The organism is Pseudomonas sp. WS 5410 (genome assembly GCF_012985645.1).
Taxonomy (GTDB): Bacteria; Pseudomonadota; Gammaproteobacteria; order Pseudomonadales; family Pseudomonadaceae; genus Aquipseudomonas; species Aquipseudomonas shahriarae.
In genome coordinates this window covers 108,562-121,331 of sequence record NZ_JAAQWS010000009.1, presented here as the reverse complement: position 1 = coordinate 121,331, position 12,770 = coordinate 108,562, and the positions used below count along the sequence as shown (strand labels likewise).

Below are 12,770 nucleotides of genomic sequence, written 5' to 3'. Positions count from 1 at the left end.
CTCACTGCTGGAGAAACACCATGACCACCCGTTCGCTGTCCGCCGCCACCCTCGTCCTCGCCCTGGGGTCGGCCTTGAGCCTGAGCACCCTGACCACTGTCGCCCATGCCGACGACGCGAAGATGGAAAAATGCTTCGGCGTCGCCCTCAAAGGCAAGAATGACTGCGCCGCAGGCCCCGGCACTACCTGTGCGGGCACCTCGAAAACCGACTACCAGGCCAACGCCTGGAACCTGGTCCCTGAAGGCACCTGCGTGAAGATGGAAAGCCAAACCTCGCCGACAGGTTTTGGCCAACTGGAAGCCTTCAAGGCCAAGTCCTGAATCACCCCTGCCTGAGTACTGACGATGACGCTTTCATCCCTGCCTGATGTCGCCCAGGCTCAGGCACCCGGCCTTGCGCGCCGGGCCGGGCTGGGGCTCAAGAGCGAACACTGGCATACAGTGCTCGCCACCCTGCCCGATATTGGTTTTTTTGAAGTCCACGCCGAAAACTACATGGTGGCCGGCGGGCCTTTTCATCACTACCTGGGCTTGATCCGCGAGCAGTATCCGCTGTCGCTGCATGGCGTCGGCCTGTCCATCGGCGGCGAAGGCCCGCTGAGCCAGGCTCACCTGGCGCGCCTGGCGGTACTGATCGAGCGCTATCAACCCCAATCCTTTTCCGAACACCTGGCCTGGTCCAGCCACGGCCCGGTGTTTCTCAACGATCTGCTGCCCCTGGCCTATGACGACGCAACTCTCAAGCGAGTGTGCGAACACGTGGACCAGGTACAAACCACCCTCAAGCGGCCCATGTTGCTGGAGAATCCGTCGACCTACCTGCAGTTCCAACGCTCCACCCTGGATGAAACCGACTTTATCCGCGAGGTCATCCGGCGCACCGGCTGCGGCTTGTTGCTGGACGTAAACAATGTGTATGTGTCCTGCATCAATCATCAGCAGGATCCGTTGGCCTACCTCGATGCGTTGCCTTTGCACGCGGTGGGCGAGATTCATCTGGCAGGCTTTGCCGAAGACAGCGACAGCCTTGGTGATCGCCTGCTGATTGATGATCACGGCGCGCCCATCGACAACGCCGTCTGGCAGTTGTATCAGCAGGCCTTGCAACGCACCGGGCCGGTTGCGACGCTGATCGAGCGCGACAACGATGTACCGGCCTTCAGCGTATTGCACGCCGAAGCCCGGCAAGCCGAGCGCCACTTGCTGGCTGCGGCGGTGCGCCCATGAATGTGCTCGAACAATTTGCAAAGGCCCTGTTGGCGCCGGGCCAGCCATGTCCGGAGGGTTTGTTCAGCCACAACGGCGCCGATCCCGCCAGCCGTTTTGCGGTGTATCGCAACAACGTCCACAGTTCGTTAATCAGCGCCCTGGCCGACAGTTACCCAGTAACCCGGCAACTGGTGGGCGATGGTTTTTTCCGCGCCATGGCCGGGTTGTATGTCCAGGCCTATCCACCCACCAGCCCACTGCTCAACGAGTACGGCAGCGACCTTGCCGCCTTTATCCAGGGCTTCGCCCCCGCCGCCAGCGTGCCTTACCTGGCGGACGTCGCGCGACTGGAGCACTTGCGGATCAACGCCTATCACGCCGCCGACACACCCGTCGCCGAGCCCCAGGCCGTCATCGACCAACTGCAACAGTTGCCCAGCCTGGGCAACGTACGCCTGCACCTGCACCCCAGCGTCAGCACCCTGCAGTCGAACTATGCCGTGGTGGCGTTATGGGCCGCGCATCAAACCACCGACACCGTCGCCAGCCTCAACCCCTGGCAGGAGCAAAGCGCGTTGATCCTGCGCAACGGCCTGGAGGTCGAGGTATTCGGCATCGACAGCGGCTGCGTGACGTTTATCAACAGCCTGGCCAACGATTGGCCCCTGGAAATGGCGGTGGCGTACGCCCTCGACGCAGCGAGCGAATTTGACCTGCACCACTGCCTGGGACTGCTGATCAACCACCGCGCCATCACCCATATCAAGGTACAACCATGAACACTGCCGCTACGCGCCTGATTGCACGCGCCACCCAAACCTTCGGGAACATCCCCTACAGCCTGATCGCCCTTATTGCACGCTTTTCCATGGCGGCGGTGTTCTGGAAGTCCGGCCAGACCAAGGTCCAGGGCTTTGCCGTCGACCTGATAGACGGCACCTTCGAACTGGGTGTGCCGCAGTTGGCCAACTCCACCGTGCCGTTGTTTAAAAGTGAATACCACGTACCGTTTGTGCCCGCAGAAGTGGCGGCGTACCTGGCTACGTTCGCCGAGCATTTTTTCCCGGTCCTGATTCTGCTGGGGCTGGCCACGCGCTTTTCGGCCCTGGCCTTGTTGGGTATGACCCTGGTGATCCAGTTGTTTGTCTACCCCGACGCCTACCCGACCCACGGCACCTGGATCGCCTTGCTGCTGCTGTTGATGGCCAAGGGGCCAGGACGGGTGTCCATAGATCACTGGATTGCCCGGCGCTGGCGCTAAAGCCGGTCCAGTGCCTCGCCATTGCGTTTGAACCAGCCCACCAGGTAATCGGCCAGTACTTGGGTACGGCGTGGCAACCCGCCCTGATAGGGGTGGACCAGGTACATCGGCTGGCTACGAGTCTGATAATCACGCAGGAGCCAACGCAGCCGGCCGTCAGCCAATTCCATCTGCAACAGATAGGAGGGCAGCCGTGCGATGCCGGCACCCACCAACGCAGCCTTTTTCAGCAGGTTGTAGTGGTTGGAGGCAAACGTGCCATCCACCCGGACCCGCAGCAATTCGTGTTGCTGGTGATACAGCCACTCTTCGCGACCACTGTAGTGGCTGTTGAGCAAGCAACGGTGGCCGACCAGCTCCGCCGGTGTCAGCGGTTCCCCGTGTTGCTCCAGATAGGCCGGGCTGGCGCAGGTCATTTCATGCCAGGCCAACAGCGGCCTGGCGACCAGCCTTTCATCGTTGGCCACCGCCGAGCGTACTGCCAGATCAAAACCGTCCCGCGCCAGGTCACGATAATTGTTGTTCAGATCCAGCTCGATCTGTACTTGCGGGTACTGCCGGGAAAACTCCAGCAACAGACCATCGAAGAAGGTTTCACCCAGGGAAACCGGAACGGTCATACGCACCGGCCCTGCCACATCGTCCTTGAGCCGCGCCAATGCCTGACGCGCGCGGTCGACCTGGATTACCAATGCCTGGGCCTGGGGTAACAGCGCCGCGCCGGCGGCAGTGAGGCTTAAACGGCGGGTGGTGCGATGCAGCAACACCACCGAAAACTGCGCCTCCAACTGGCTGATGCGCTTGGACAACTGGCCCTTGCTGCACCCCAGTTGCTGGGCGGCCAGGGTAAAACTGCCGGCTTCGATCAACACCGCAAACGCCGCCAGATCATCCATCTCGCTCATGGATTGTTTCCATTTGAAAACCAAAGGTTGCCTATTAGTGCGCTTATCCGCAGAAAAAACCACTCTAGACTCAAGGCTCACCTGAACCTCTAGAGGAACGACACATGAAAATCCTGTTGATTGGCGCCAGCGGCACGGTGGGCTCAGCGGTCAAGGCCGAACTGTCCCAGCGCCATGAAGTGATCAGCATTGGTCGCACGAGCGGCGACTTTCACGTCGATATCAGCGACAGCGCTTCGATCCGCCGACTGTTTGCACAAACCGGCAAGTTCGACGCCCTGGTGTGCGCCGCCGGCAGCGTCAACTTTGTGCCCCTGGGCGAAATGGACGCCAGCCACTTCGACCTCGGCCTGCAAGACAAACTGATGGGCCAGGTCAACCTGCTGCTGATCGGCCGCGAATTTGCCAACGACGGTGCGTCCTTCACCTTCACCAGCGGCATCCTCAACCGCGACCCGATCCGCACCGGCACCTCGGCGGCGCTGGTCAATGGCGCCATTGATGCTTTCGTCAAAGCGGCGGCAATTGAACTGCCACGGGGCCTGCGGATCAACTCGGTCAGCCCCAACGTACTGCTGGAGGCCATGGGCAGCTATGCGCCTTATTTCCGGGGCTTCAAGCCGGTGCCTGCGGCAGATGTAGCTTTGGCCTACGCCAAGAGTGTGGAAGGCTTACAGACCGGGCAGACTTACATCGTCGGCTGATCACTTGATCAGCGACGGCATCATCTCCAACAACTGATCGCGGGGGATGGAGAACCTCAGGCTCGGACCGTCGAGCACACCCTGGACCGTCGCCGTATTGAGCTGCCGGCCATTGAGGTACAGGGCCATCTGTTTATGCATGGCCGCCTGGGACAGCGCCTTCGTGCGCTCCTGGGCCTGCGGTGTCAGCGTCACATCAACCTCGATAAACTCGGGGTGGAGGGCTTGGGCTTTTTTCAGGGTCAAGGTGATATCGGTGAAGTCGGTCTGTGAGGTATAGAACAGCTTGGCCGGCACCTCGGCCCAGGCCAGGGGTGCCACGCAGGCCAGGGCGAAAAGGGCCCATCGAATGTTCATATGAATGCGCCTTTCGAAAAACTTAAACTTGGCATAAGGCTTCCGTAACATCCACGGGAAAAGGCTTAATTTCAGGCTCCGTTAAAATGCTGCAACCTATTCGCCCATCACCGACTTGTGATGCAGCGCCAGCCTGCGTAACGTGGCGGCACTTGTCAGGAGACCCGATAATGCGTGCCGCCCGTATCCTTGCTCTGTTTGCCCTACTGCCCCTGTTCACCGCCTGCCAGGTGTTTGAGCGCGACCCGGCCAAGCCGTCCACGGCGGGCCTGACCCGCATGCAGGGCGAGTTGACCGCCATCGGCGACAAACTGCTGTTCCAGCCCTGCCATGACCAGCGCAACTACGTGGTCAACGATACCGGCGGCACCAGCATCCTCCAGGAAGCGGCGTCCCTGGCCGGCCAGCAAGGGGCCTTGTTTGCCGACTTGCGCGGCAAGTTCTCCGGGGTCGCCAGCGGCACCCAGGGCCAGGTGGAGCTGCAGCAGTTGTACCGCGTCGAACGCTCGACCTCGGCCTGTGACGACCCGGACTTCAAGCGCATGATCCTGCGCGCCAACGGCCACAAACCCGCGTGGGCGCTGAATGTCACCAACAAGGGCATGGTCCTGCAGCGCGAGGGCCAGCCACCGCTGCCGGTACCTTATGTGGAAGAGCAACTGGGCGATGGCCGTTTCAACCTCACCACCGAAGCCAACGGCCAGAACATCGAACTGTGGGTCGCGCCCCAGCGCTGCATCGACAGCGTCAGCGGCAGCCTGCAGCACATGAGCGCCGAACTTCGGATCAACGGCCAGGTGCAGCGTGGCTGCGCGGCGTTTGGCGGCTCGCGAGACGACTGATTCGGCCCTGCGCTGTTTTAGCATGACGGGAAACCGCCGTTGGGGCTTATAATCGCCGGTTTGCAAAACCGCCGGCCCTACCAAACGCCGCATACCGGATCCTGTCATGCTACGAATCACCGAACTCAAGCTGCCCATCGACCATCCCGAAGAAGACCTGCGGCCTGCGATTGTGCAGCGCCTGGGCATCGCCAGTGATGATCTGCTCGATTTCACCCTGTTCAAACGCAGCTACGATGCGCGCAAGAAATCATCGGAGCTGTGCTTCATCTACACCGTCGACCTTGAGGTCAAGGGCGAAGCCGCCCTGCTGCTCAAGTTCGCCGACGACCGCAATATCAACGCTGCACCGGATGTCAGCTACAAGGTAGTCGGCCAGGCGCCGGCCGACCTGAGCGAGCGACCGATTGTGGTCGGTTTCGGTCCTTGCGGGATTTTTGCCGGGCTGTTGCTGGCGCAGATGGGTTTCAAGCCGATCATCCTCGAGCGTGGCCGCGAAGTGCGCCAGCGCACCAAGGACACCTGGGGCCTGTGGCGCAAAAGCGTACTCAACCCCGAGTCCAACGTGCAGTTCGGCGAGGGCGGCGCCGGGACCTTTTCCGACGGCAAGCTCTACAGTCAGATCAAGGATCCGAAGTTCCACGGGCGCAAGGTGCTGCACGAGTTCGTCAAGGCCGGCGCGCCAGACGAAATCCTCTACGTCAGCAAACCGCATATCGGCACCTTCCGCCTGACCGGCGTGGTGGAAAACATGCGCCAGCAGATCATCGCCCTGGGCGGTGAGGTGCGTTTCGAACAGCGGGTCACCGACGTGCTGATCGAGGACGGCCAGTTAAATGGTGTGGTCGTCGATGGTGGCGAGCAGATCCTCTCCAGGCACGTGATCCTCGCCCTCGGCCACAGTGCCCGCGACACCTTCCGCATGCTCCACGGCCGTGGCGTATACATGGAAGCCAAGCCGTTTTCGGTGGGTTTCCGTATCGAACACCCGCAGTCGCTGATTGACGCCGCGCGCCTGGGCAAGTATGCCGGGCACCCAAAACTGGGGGCGGCCGACTACAAGCTGGTGCACCATGCCAAGAACGGCCGTTCGGTGTACAGCTTCTGCATGTGCCCGGGCGGTACGGTGGTGGCGGCCACTTCCGAGCCAAATCGGGTCGTGACCAACGGCATGAGCCAGTACTCGCGTAACGAGCGCAATGCCAACTCCGGGATCGTGGTCGGTATCACCCCGGAAGTGGACTATCCGGGCGGCCCGCTGGCCGGGATCGAGTTACAGGAGCGCCTGGAATCCCATGCGTTCATCCTCGGCGGCAGCAACTACGAAGCACCGGCGCAACTGGTGGGTGATTTCATCGCCGGCAAGCCGTCCACCGCTATTGGTAGCGTGGAACCTTCCTACAAGCCAGGCGTTGCCCTCGGCGACTTGGCCCTGGCCTTGCCAGACTTCGCCATCGAGGCCATCCGCGAAGCGTTGCCGGCCTTTGAGAAGCAGATCAAGGGCTACTCGCTGCATGACGCAGTCCTGACCGGGATCGAAACCCGCACTTCGTCGCCACTGCGGATCACCCGCGACGCGTCGATGCAGAGCTTGAATGTGAAAGGTCTGTTCCCGGCGGGTGAAGGCGCAGGTTATGCCGGCGGGATCCTGTCGGCAGGCGTTGATGGGATTCGGATTGCCGAAGCCGTGGCGCGCAACATCCTCGGGATCGAAGCCTGAGTAAACGCGCTCCATTGTGGGAGCGGGCAAGCCCGCCTCCCACAGTGATCGTCATGCGCCAGGCAGTTTAGATATTGGCGCGCAATACGCTGTCCGGCAACGGCTCGCCACGCTCGACACTGGCGGCAACCGCGTCGATCAACTCTTCCAGCGCATACCCCTGCCCAACCAGCCACGCATCGTCATAGTAGGTCGTGGCATAACGCTCGCCACCGTCACACAGAATCGCCACGATAGACCCCGACTCCCCCGCCGCCTGCATCTGCTGCGCAGCAATCAACGCGCCGATCAGGTTGGTGCCGCTGGATCCCCCGACCCGCCGTCCCAAGCGCTGCGCCAGGTAATGCATGGCGGCCAGCGACAAGGCATCCGGCACCTTGACCATTGCATCAATCACCTTGGGCAGGAACGACGCTTCCACCCGTGGCCGACCAATGCCTTCGATCCGTGAGCCGCAGTCCAGGCGCAAGCTGGCATCACCGCTCTGGTAATAATCGAAGAACACCGAACGCTCGGCGTCGGCACACAACACTCGGGTGCAATGCTGGCGGTAACGCACATAGCGCCCCAGAGTCGCCGTGGTACCGCCGGTACCCGGGCTGGAAATCAGCCAGCTCGGCTCTGGATGCCGCTCGAAGCGCAACTGCTGGAAGATCGACTCGGCAATATTGTTGTTCGCCCGCCAGTCGGTAGCCCGTTCGGCATAGGTGAACTGATCCATGAAGTGCCCACCGCTTTCCTGCGCCAGGCGCTCGGATTCGGCGTAGATCTGCGTGGGGTCCTGCACCAGGTGGCTCTTGCCGCCATAGAAGGCGATCTGGGCAATTTTTTCCTGGGACGTGGTGGCCGGCATCACCGCAATAAACGGCAGGCCCAGCAAGCGCGCGAAGTACGCTTCAGAAATCGCGGTGGAGCCACTGGAGGCCTCGATCACCGGCGCGCCGGGCTTGAGCCAGCCGTTGCACAGCGCATATAAGAACAAGGAGCGGGCCAAGCGGTGCTTAAGGCTACCGGTGGGGTGGCTGGACTCATCCTTGAAATACAATTCGATCCCCGGCAAGCCCGGCAATGCCAGTGGGATCAGGTGGGTGTCGGCGCTGCGCTGGAAGTCCGCTTCAATAATACGAATGGCCTCTCGGGCCCACTGACGGTGGTCGCTCATGCTCAAGTTCCATTAAATTTTCAGGCTTGATCTTAGGGTGTTTCCTACACTGCACACAGATACAGTCATGACTTAATTCGATACAGAATTGCTAGGCTTTGAGCCAATCCCTAGCACCGCACTTTTATATAACAAAAAAGAATATAACTTTTGTTTTAACAACTAACAGTACGGGTTAGGGTACGCCCCTATTGAACCTTGATTGGAGAGCGTCCCTTGCCTCTGCGTAGCACGTTTACCCGTTTCTTCCAGCTCGAAGCGGCCAGCGGTCTGTTACTGATCGCTGCAGCCGCCTTGGCCCTGATCATCAACAACTCGCCGCTGTCGTCGTTCTACAGCAGCTTTCTTGAAGTGCCCGTCGCCGTACAGATCGGCGCCCTGCAAATCGCCAAGCCATCGCTACTGTGGATCAACGACGGCCTGATGGCCCTGTTCTTCCTGCTGATCGGCCTGGAGGTCAAGCGCGAGCTGCTCGATGGCCATTTGTCCAAGCCTTCCCAGGTTGTGCTGCCAGGGGCTGCGGCCATCGGCGGCATGGTGGTGCCGGCGCTGATCTACTGGGCCTTGAACAAGGATAACCCGGCGGCACTCGGCGGCTGGGCCATCCCGATGGCCACCGATATCGCCTTTGCCCTGGGCGTGCTGGCACTGCTGGGCAAGCGTGTACCGGTGTCGCTGAAGCTGTTCCTGATGACCCTGGCGATCATTGATGACCTGGGCGCCATCATCGTCATTGCGATTTTCTACTCCGGCGAACTGTCCAGCGCGTCGCTGGCGGGCGCCGGCGCCTGCCTTGTCGCGTTGATCGCCATGAACCGCCTGGGCGTGGTCAAGCTCGGGCCGTACCTGATCATCGGCTTGATCCTGTGGGTCTGCGTGCTCAAGAGCGGTGTTCACGCCACCCTGGCCGGCGTCACCCTGGCGTTCTGCATTCCGCTGCGCACCAAGAACGCCGAGCCCTCGCCCCTGCTCGGCCTGGAACACGCCCTGCACCCGTGGGTGGCATACGGCATCCTGCCGCTGTTCGCCTTTGCCAACGCTGGCGTGTCGCTGGCCGGGGTCAATCTGGAAAGCTTCACCCACCACGTGCCGATGGGTATCGCGGCAGGTTTGCTGGTGGGCAAGACGGTCGGTGTGTTTGGCCTGACCTGGCTCGCCGTGAAAACCGGGCTGGCCGCCCTACCGACCGGCGCCAATTGGGGCCAGGTCATGGGTGTCGCCATCCTGTGTGGCATCGGCTTCACCATGAGCCTGTTTGTCGGCTCACTGGCGTTCTTGCCGGGCAGTAGCGAATACGCCGGGATGGACCGGATGGGCATTCTCACCGGCTCGATCCTCGCGGCATTGATTGGTTATGCCGTGACGGCGATGGCCAGTCGTAAGCAGGTGACAGTCAACGCTTAACACGTCATGTGGGGGCAGGCCTGTCTTGCCCCCATGCGCTGTTTCAGCCTCTTCCCCCCTCGCTTACAGCACCTTCCTACCTTCTTTCTCCTGCGCCTCCCCTAACGTCGCACACCCGCCTGCAAGAACGGATGTCACGGCCAGGTGGGCAGGATGGCCAACAACAAGGACAGCCCCCTGCTGTCGGGGGCGTGTTCGCCAAATCCTCTCTACGAAAATCCAAAAGAACAAAGAAGATTCGCACCATGAGATATCTGATTGCAGCCTTCGATAAGGTTACTGACCTCCAGGCGTTTGTAGTCGAGCAACATGGCTGGGAGGTCTACAACCTGCCCCCGCTCAACTAACGGCTATAGAAACCTTGGCCGGCAGAGCAATAGATGACTCTGCTCATCACTTCCAACTTACCTGCAACGTTTAACGCGCCCGGTCGAAATCAAAAATCACATTAAGAAAATCCTTAGCCGAACCGAAAAAAACCCCGACCAGTCACCCGGTCGGGGTTTTTCTTTTACTGTATGACGCTTAGCGGGTAACGCGGCTGGTCCCATCTACAGTCATGATGCGCACCCGGTCGCCGATGCGGAAGATTTCGTTTTCCTGCACCGCCTGGACGTAGGCGCGCATGCTGCCGTCGTCTTCGCGCACGGTGATTTCCACGCCCTGGGTACGGGTCAGGCCTTCTTCGGTGGCCGAGCCCAGCAGGCCGCCCGCCACGGCGCCGATAACGGCAGTCACGATGCTGCCGCGACCGCCACCGATGGCGCTACCGCCAACACCGCCGATGACCGCGCCTGCTGCGCCGCCGATTGGGGTCTTGGTGCCTTCGATCTTGACCGGACGCAGGGATTCGATGGTACCCATGCGCACGCTTTGCACACGACGGGCTTCGTCACGGGAGTACGAGTCGCCGGTCAGACTGGAGGCGCAGCCACCCAGCAGCAACGACATGGTGGTAAAGCAGGCAACCAGCAGAACAGACTTACGCATAGCATCAACTCCAAAGGACATATCTTTATTAGACTCCGCTGCTTGACGCCTGTCACGGCACGGCCCGGAGAAAATTGCTTTCATTCAGCCCCAGTACAGACAGGCTGTACCGCAAAACCCGACAAACGGTAGCACCTACACCCAGACAAGGAATTTCATGGACTACTTCATCATTGTAGCTACCACCGCCGCCGGCCTGTACTTCCACTGGTGGCTCTACCGGCGGATCAAGCGCTGGGTAGATCGCGACCTGGCGCTGTCCCTGGCTGGAGACGATCAGCGCAAGCGCAACTTTATGCTGCAACAGTTGGACCGCGCCAAGGCAGAGAAGGTCAAGCGTAAGGATTTACCACAATGGCTGCAGGACGCAGCACGGCAATACACACCACAAGCCCCGGAGTAGAGACTTCGGCAGGAACACCTGACTCCAGGCCACAGCGCCCATATGGATTACAGGTGTCTAAAGGCGCACTCAGGGCGCCAGGCGCTCGCGGGTCCAGTCGGTACCCTGCAAGCGATAGTTCAAGCGGTCATGCAAGCGACTCGCCCGGCCCTGCCAGAACTCGATGCGTTCCGGCAGCAGGCGATACCCCCCCCAGTGCTCCGGGCACGCCGGCTGGGTATCGCTGAAGCGCTGTTCGGTCAGCGTGAGCAAGTCCTGCAATTGCTGGCGATCACGGATCACCTGGCTTTGCGGGGAAGCCCAGGCACCGATGCGGCTGCCCAGGGGTCGCACCTGATAGTAGGCATCCGATTCCTCAGGCGTGACCTTGACCACCCGCCCCTCGATGCGCACCTGGCGCTCCAGGGTCGGCCAGAAGAAGGTCATGGCAGCAAACGGGCGGGCTGCCATTTGCTGACCCTTGGCGCTCTGGTAGTTGGTAAAGAAGGTAAAACCCTGGGCATCCAGGCCCTTGAGCAGCAGGACTCGGCAGTGAGGCCGGCCCTCCTGGTCCACGGTCGCCAGGGTCATCGCGTTGGCCTCCACCGGCGCTTGCTCGGTCTTGACCGCATCGCTGAACCACTGGTGGAACAAGGCAAACGGCTCGTCCGGGGCCTGGGCCTCGCTCAAACCGTCCCGCGTGTAGTCACGGCGCATATCCGCCAATGCCTGGTTCATGGGGCTTTATCCTTCTCGCTCAACTGCTCAGTTTTTCGCCTGGTCGTTTGCCGCTACTTTTTTCGCAGGTGCCGCTGCCTTGGCGGCCACCGGTTTTTTGGCTGCCGGCTTGGCGGCGGCTTTTTTCGCGGCTGGCTTGGCGGCGGTCTTCTTGGCCGGGGTTTTCTTCGCGGCCACGGCTTTCTTGGCCACCGGCGCAGGAGCAACGACGTCCTGTACCGCTACCAGTTCAGGCTTCGGCGGGTTTGGCGAGTTGTACTTGCTCAGCAGTGCCAGCATGGTGGTGCGCTGGGTGAACATGATTTCCATGCGCCGGTTCAGGGCGCGGCCCTGGGTGCTGTCGTTGGCGGCGCGGGGCATCAGGTCGCCCATGCCACGCAACATCAGGCGGTCCTGCTTCAGGCCGCTGAGGCTGAAGATCGAAGCAATGGACTGGGCACGCTCCTTGGTCAGGGCCTGGTTCTGCACGGTGTCGATGTGGCCCAGGACCAGCACGGCAGTCTTCGGATCCTTTTCAACGGCCTTGGCGACACGGGTAAACGGACCCAGGGTCACCGGCAACAACATCGCCGGGCGCTTCGGGTTGTACGAACCATCGACCGGGGCAATCACCACCAGTACGTTGTCGCGACGCTCCAGTTGCAGGTTGCTGTCCTTGATCGCGGCGCGCAGGCGTGGCTCGTAGTCATCCAACCAGGCCTGGGTGATTTTCGGGTCTGGCATCGGGATGTTGGTCACATCGACTTTGTTCAGGGGTTTTGGCTTGCTTTCAAACGGCCACCACCATTTGGTGTCGCTTTCAGCCTTGGCCACTACCGGCGCCGCAGCGGGAGCAGGTGTTGCCGCCTTCAGATCGGCCTTGAGATCAGCCTTGGCGTCAGCCGCCTTGGCATCGGCCTTGGCGGTAACGTCCTTGGCCGCCGCCTTGTCGGACCCGAATGACCACCAATGCTCGCCAGACGCATCATTTTGTGGGTTTTGTGCACAGCCAGTAATAGTGAGGCAAAGCGCCAGAGCCAAGGACTTGTTCGATAACATGAGATATCCACAAAATGAGAAAACACAGGGGTCTGAATGACCCGTTAAACGGACGC

15 protein-coding genes are annotated in these 12,770 nt (G+C 61.1%); 9 read left to right on the top strand and 6 right to left on the bottom strand.

What is annotated here, in order from left to right; genetic code table 11:
- The first annotated feature begins 20 nt into the window (after positions 1 to 20).
- From HBO24_RS15270 to HBO24_RS15255, 4 genes are read left to right on the top strand one after another with little or no spacing between them, the layout of a single operon-like run.
- On the top strand, positions 21 to 323 hold the full coding sequence (locus HBO24_RS15270; protein WP_057439836.1) for a DUF2282 domain-containing protein: 303 nt from the start codon (positions 21 to 23) through the stop codon (positions 321 to 323).
- 24 nt (positions 324 to 347) lie between these two features.
- On the top strand, positions 348 to 1,229 hold the full coding sequence (locus tag HBO24_RS15265) for a DUF692 domain-containing protein (protein ID WP_170059947.1): 882 nt from the start codon (positions 348 to 350) through the stop codon (positions 1,227 to 1,229).
- On the top strand, positions 1,226 to 1,990 hold the full coding sequence (locus HBO24_RS15260) for a DUF2063 domain-containing protein (RefSeq protein WP_057439838.1): 765 nt from the start codon (positions 1,226 to 1,228) through the stop codon (positions 1,988 to 1,990). Before HBO24_RS15265 ends, HBO24_RS15260 begins: the two co-directional genes overlap by 4 nt.
- Complete coding sequence (locus HBO24_RS15255) at positions 1,987 to 2,472, top strand: DoxX family protein (protein ID WP_057439839.1); 486 nt, start codon at positions 1,987 to 1,989, stop codon at positions 2,470 to 2,472. Before HBO24_RS15260 ends, HBO24_RS15255 begins: the two co-directional genes overlap by 4 nt.
- Here HBO24_RS15255 and HBO24_RS15250 read toward each other — a convergent pair.
- Positions 2,469 to 3,377 carry a LysR family transcriptional regulator gene (locus HBO24_RS15250; RefSeq protein ID WP_057439842.1) on the bottom strand — a complete coding sequence of 303 codons (909 nt, stop codon included), beginning with the start codon at positions 3,375 to 3,377 and terminating at the stop codon, positions 2,469 to 2,471. The two genes, HBO24_RS15255 and HBO24_RS15250, sit on opposite strands and share 4 nt — an antisense overlap.
- Before the next feature lie 104 nt (positions 3,378 to 3,481).
- On the opposite strand from HBO24_RS15250, the gene HBO24_RS15245 reads away from it, so the two are divergent.
- A complete protein-coding gene (locus HBO24_RS15245) occupies positions 3,482 to 4,081 on the top strand; it encodes a short chain dehydrogenase (RefSeq protein WP_057444376.1) in 600 nt (199 codons plus the stop codon).
- Here the strand turns inward: HBO24_RS15245 and HBO24_RS15240 are convergent, their stop codons facing one another.
- On the bottom strand, positions 4,082 to 4,438 hold the full coding sequence (locus HBO24_RS15240; protein WP_057439844.1) for a hypothetical protein: 357 nt from the start codon (positions 4,436 to 4,438) through the stop codon (positions 4,082 to 4,084). It abuts the gene before it with no gap.
- Positions 4,439 to 4,608: 170 nt separating this feature from the next.
- Between HBO24_RS15240 and HBO24_RS15235 the strand changes: the two genes are divergently transcribed.
- Complete coding sequence (locus HBO24_RS15235) at positions 4,609 to 5,280, top strand: hypothetical protein (protein WP_057439848.1); 672 nt, start codon at positions 4,609 to 4,611, stop codon at positions 5,278 to 5,280.
- Positions 5,281 to 5,386: 106 nt separating this feature from the next.
- Entirely contained in the window at positions 5,387 to 7,000 is a 1,614-nt protein-coding gene (locus HBO24_RS15230) for an NAD(P)/FAD-dependent oxidoreductase (protein ID WP_057958721.1), read from the top strand.
- Positions 7,001 to 7,067: 67 nt separating this feature from the next.
- On the opposite strand, the gene HBO24_RS15225 is transcribed toward HBO24_RS15230, so the two are convergent.
- Positions 7,068 to 8,162 (bottom strand): PLP-dependent cysteine synthase family protein, encoded by a 1,095-nt coding sequence (locus HBO24_RS15225; protein WP_057439850.1) that lies wholly within the window; start codon positions 8,160 to 8,162, stop codon positions 7,068 to 7,070.
- A gap of 216 nt (positions 8,163 to 8,378) precedes the next feature.
- Here HBO24_RS15225 and nhaA point away from each other — a divergent pair, with 216 nt between their 5' ends.
- Positions 8,379 to 9,566 carry a Na+/H+ antiporter NhaA gene (nhaA, locus tag HBO24_RS15220; RefSeq protein WP_057439852.1) on the top strand — a complete coding sequence of 396 codons (1,188 nt, stop codon included), beginning with the start codon at positions 8,379 to 8,381 and terminating at the stop codon, positions 9,564 to 9,566.
- 525 nt (positions 9,567 to 10,091) lie between these two features.
- Here the strand turns inward: nhaA and HBO24_RS15215 are convergent.
- Positions 10,092 to 10,556, bottom strand: a complete 465-nt coding sequence (locus HBO24_RS15215; protein ID WP_029297142.1) for a glycine zipper 2TM domain-containing protein — start codon at positions 10,554 to 10,556, stop codon at positions 10,092 to 10,094.
- 157 nt (positions 10,557 to 10,713) lie between these two features.
- Here HBO24_RS15215 and HBO24_RS15210 point away from each other — a divergent pair, with 157 nt between their 5' ends.
- Entirely contained in the window at positions 10,714 to 10,959 is a 246-nt protein-coding gene (locus tag HBO24_RS15210; protein ID WP_057439854.1) for a hypothetical protein, read from the top strand.
- Between the two features lie 69 nt (positions 10,960 to 11,028).
- Here the strand turns inward: HBO24_RS15210 and pdxH are convergent, their stop codons facing one another.
- Together pdxH and HBO24_RS15200 are read right to left on the bottom strand one after the other, a co-directional pair.
- The gene (gene pdxH, locus HBO24_RS15205) at positions 11,029 to 11,676 is read right to left on the bottom strand and encodes a pyridoxamine 5'-phosphate oxidase (RefSeq protein WP_057958718.1); all 648 of its coding nucleotides are present in this window, start codon (positions 11,674 to 11,676) and stop codon (positions 11,029 to 11,031) included.
- A gap of 27 nt (positions 11,677 to 11,703) precedes the next feature.
- A complete protein-coding gene (locus HBO24_RS15200; RefSeq protein WP_057958717.1) occupies positions 11,704 to 12,714 on the bottom strand; it encodes an OmpA family protein in 1,011 nt (336 codons plus the stop codon).
- Between the last annotated feature and the right edge of the window lie 56 nt (positions 12,715 to 12,770).

Coding starts and splice junctions, on each gene's coding strand:
- HBO24_RS15270 (WP_057439836.1), top strand. CDS start 21: ATGACCACCCGTTCGCTGTCCGCCGCCACCCTCGTCCTCGCCCTGGGG.
- HBO24_RS15265 (WP_170059947.1), top strand. CDS start 348: ATGACGCTTTCATCCCTGCCTGATGTCGCCCAGGCTCAGGCACCCGGC.
- HBO24_RS15260 (WP_057439838.1), top strand. CDS start 1,226: ATGAATGTGCTCGAACAATTTGCAAAGGCCCTGTTGGCGCCGGGCCAG.
- HBO24_RS15255 (WP_057439839.1), top strand. CDS start 1,987: ATGAACACTGCCGCTACGCGCCTGATTGCACGCGCCACCCAAACCTTC.
- HBO24_RS15250 (WP_057439842.1), bottom strand. CDS start 3,377: ATGAGCGAGATGGATGATCTGGCGGCGTTTGCGGTGTTGATCGAAGCC.
- HBO24_RS15245 (WP_057444376.1), top strand. CDS start 3,482: ATGAAAATCCTGTTGATTGGCGCCAGCGGCACGGTGGGCTCAGCGGTC.
- HBO24_RS15240 (WP_057439844.1), bottom strand. CDS start 4,438: ATGAACATTCGATGGGCCCTTTTCGCCCTGGCCTGCGTGGCACCCCTG.
- HBO24_RS15235 (WP_057439848.1), top strand. CDS start 4,609: ATGCGTGCCGCCCGTATCCTTGCTCTGTTTGCCCTACTGCCCCTGTTC.
- HBO24_RS15230 (WP_057958721.1), top strand. CDS start 5,387: ATGCTACGAATCACCGAACTCAAGCTGCCCATCGACCATCCCGAAGAA.
- HBO24_RS15225 (WP_057439850.1), bottom strand. CDS start 8,162: ATGAGCGACCACCGTCAGTGGGCCCGAGAGGCCATTCGTATTATTGAA.
- HBO24_RS15215 (WP_029297142.1), bottom strand. CDS start 10,556: ATGCGTAAGTCTGTTCTGCTGGTTGCCTGCTTTACCACCATGTCGTTG.
- HBO24_RS15210 (WP_057439854.1), top strand. CDS start 10,714: ATGGACTACTTCATCATTGTAGCTACCACCGCCGCCGGCCTGTACTTC.
- pdxH (WP_057958718.1), bottom strand. CDS start 11,676: ATGAACCAGGCATTGGCGGATATGCGCCGTGACTACACGCGGGACGGT.
- HBO24_RS15200 (WP_057958717.1), bottom strand. CDS start 12,714: ATGTTATCGAACAAGTCCTTGGCTCTGGCGCTTTGCCTCACTATTACT.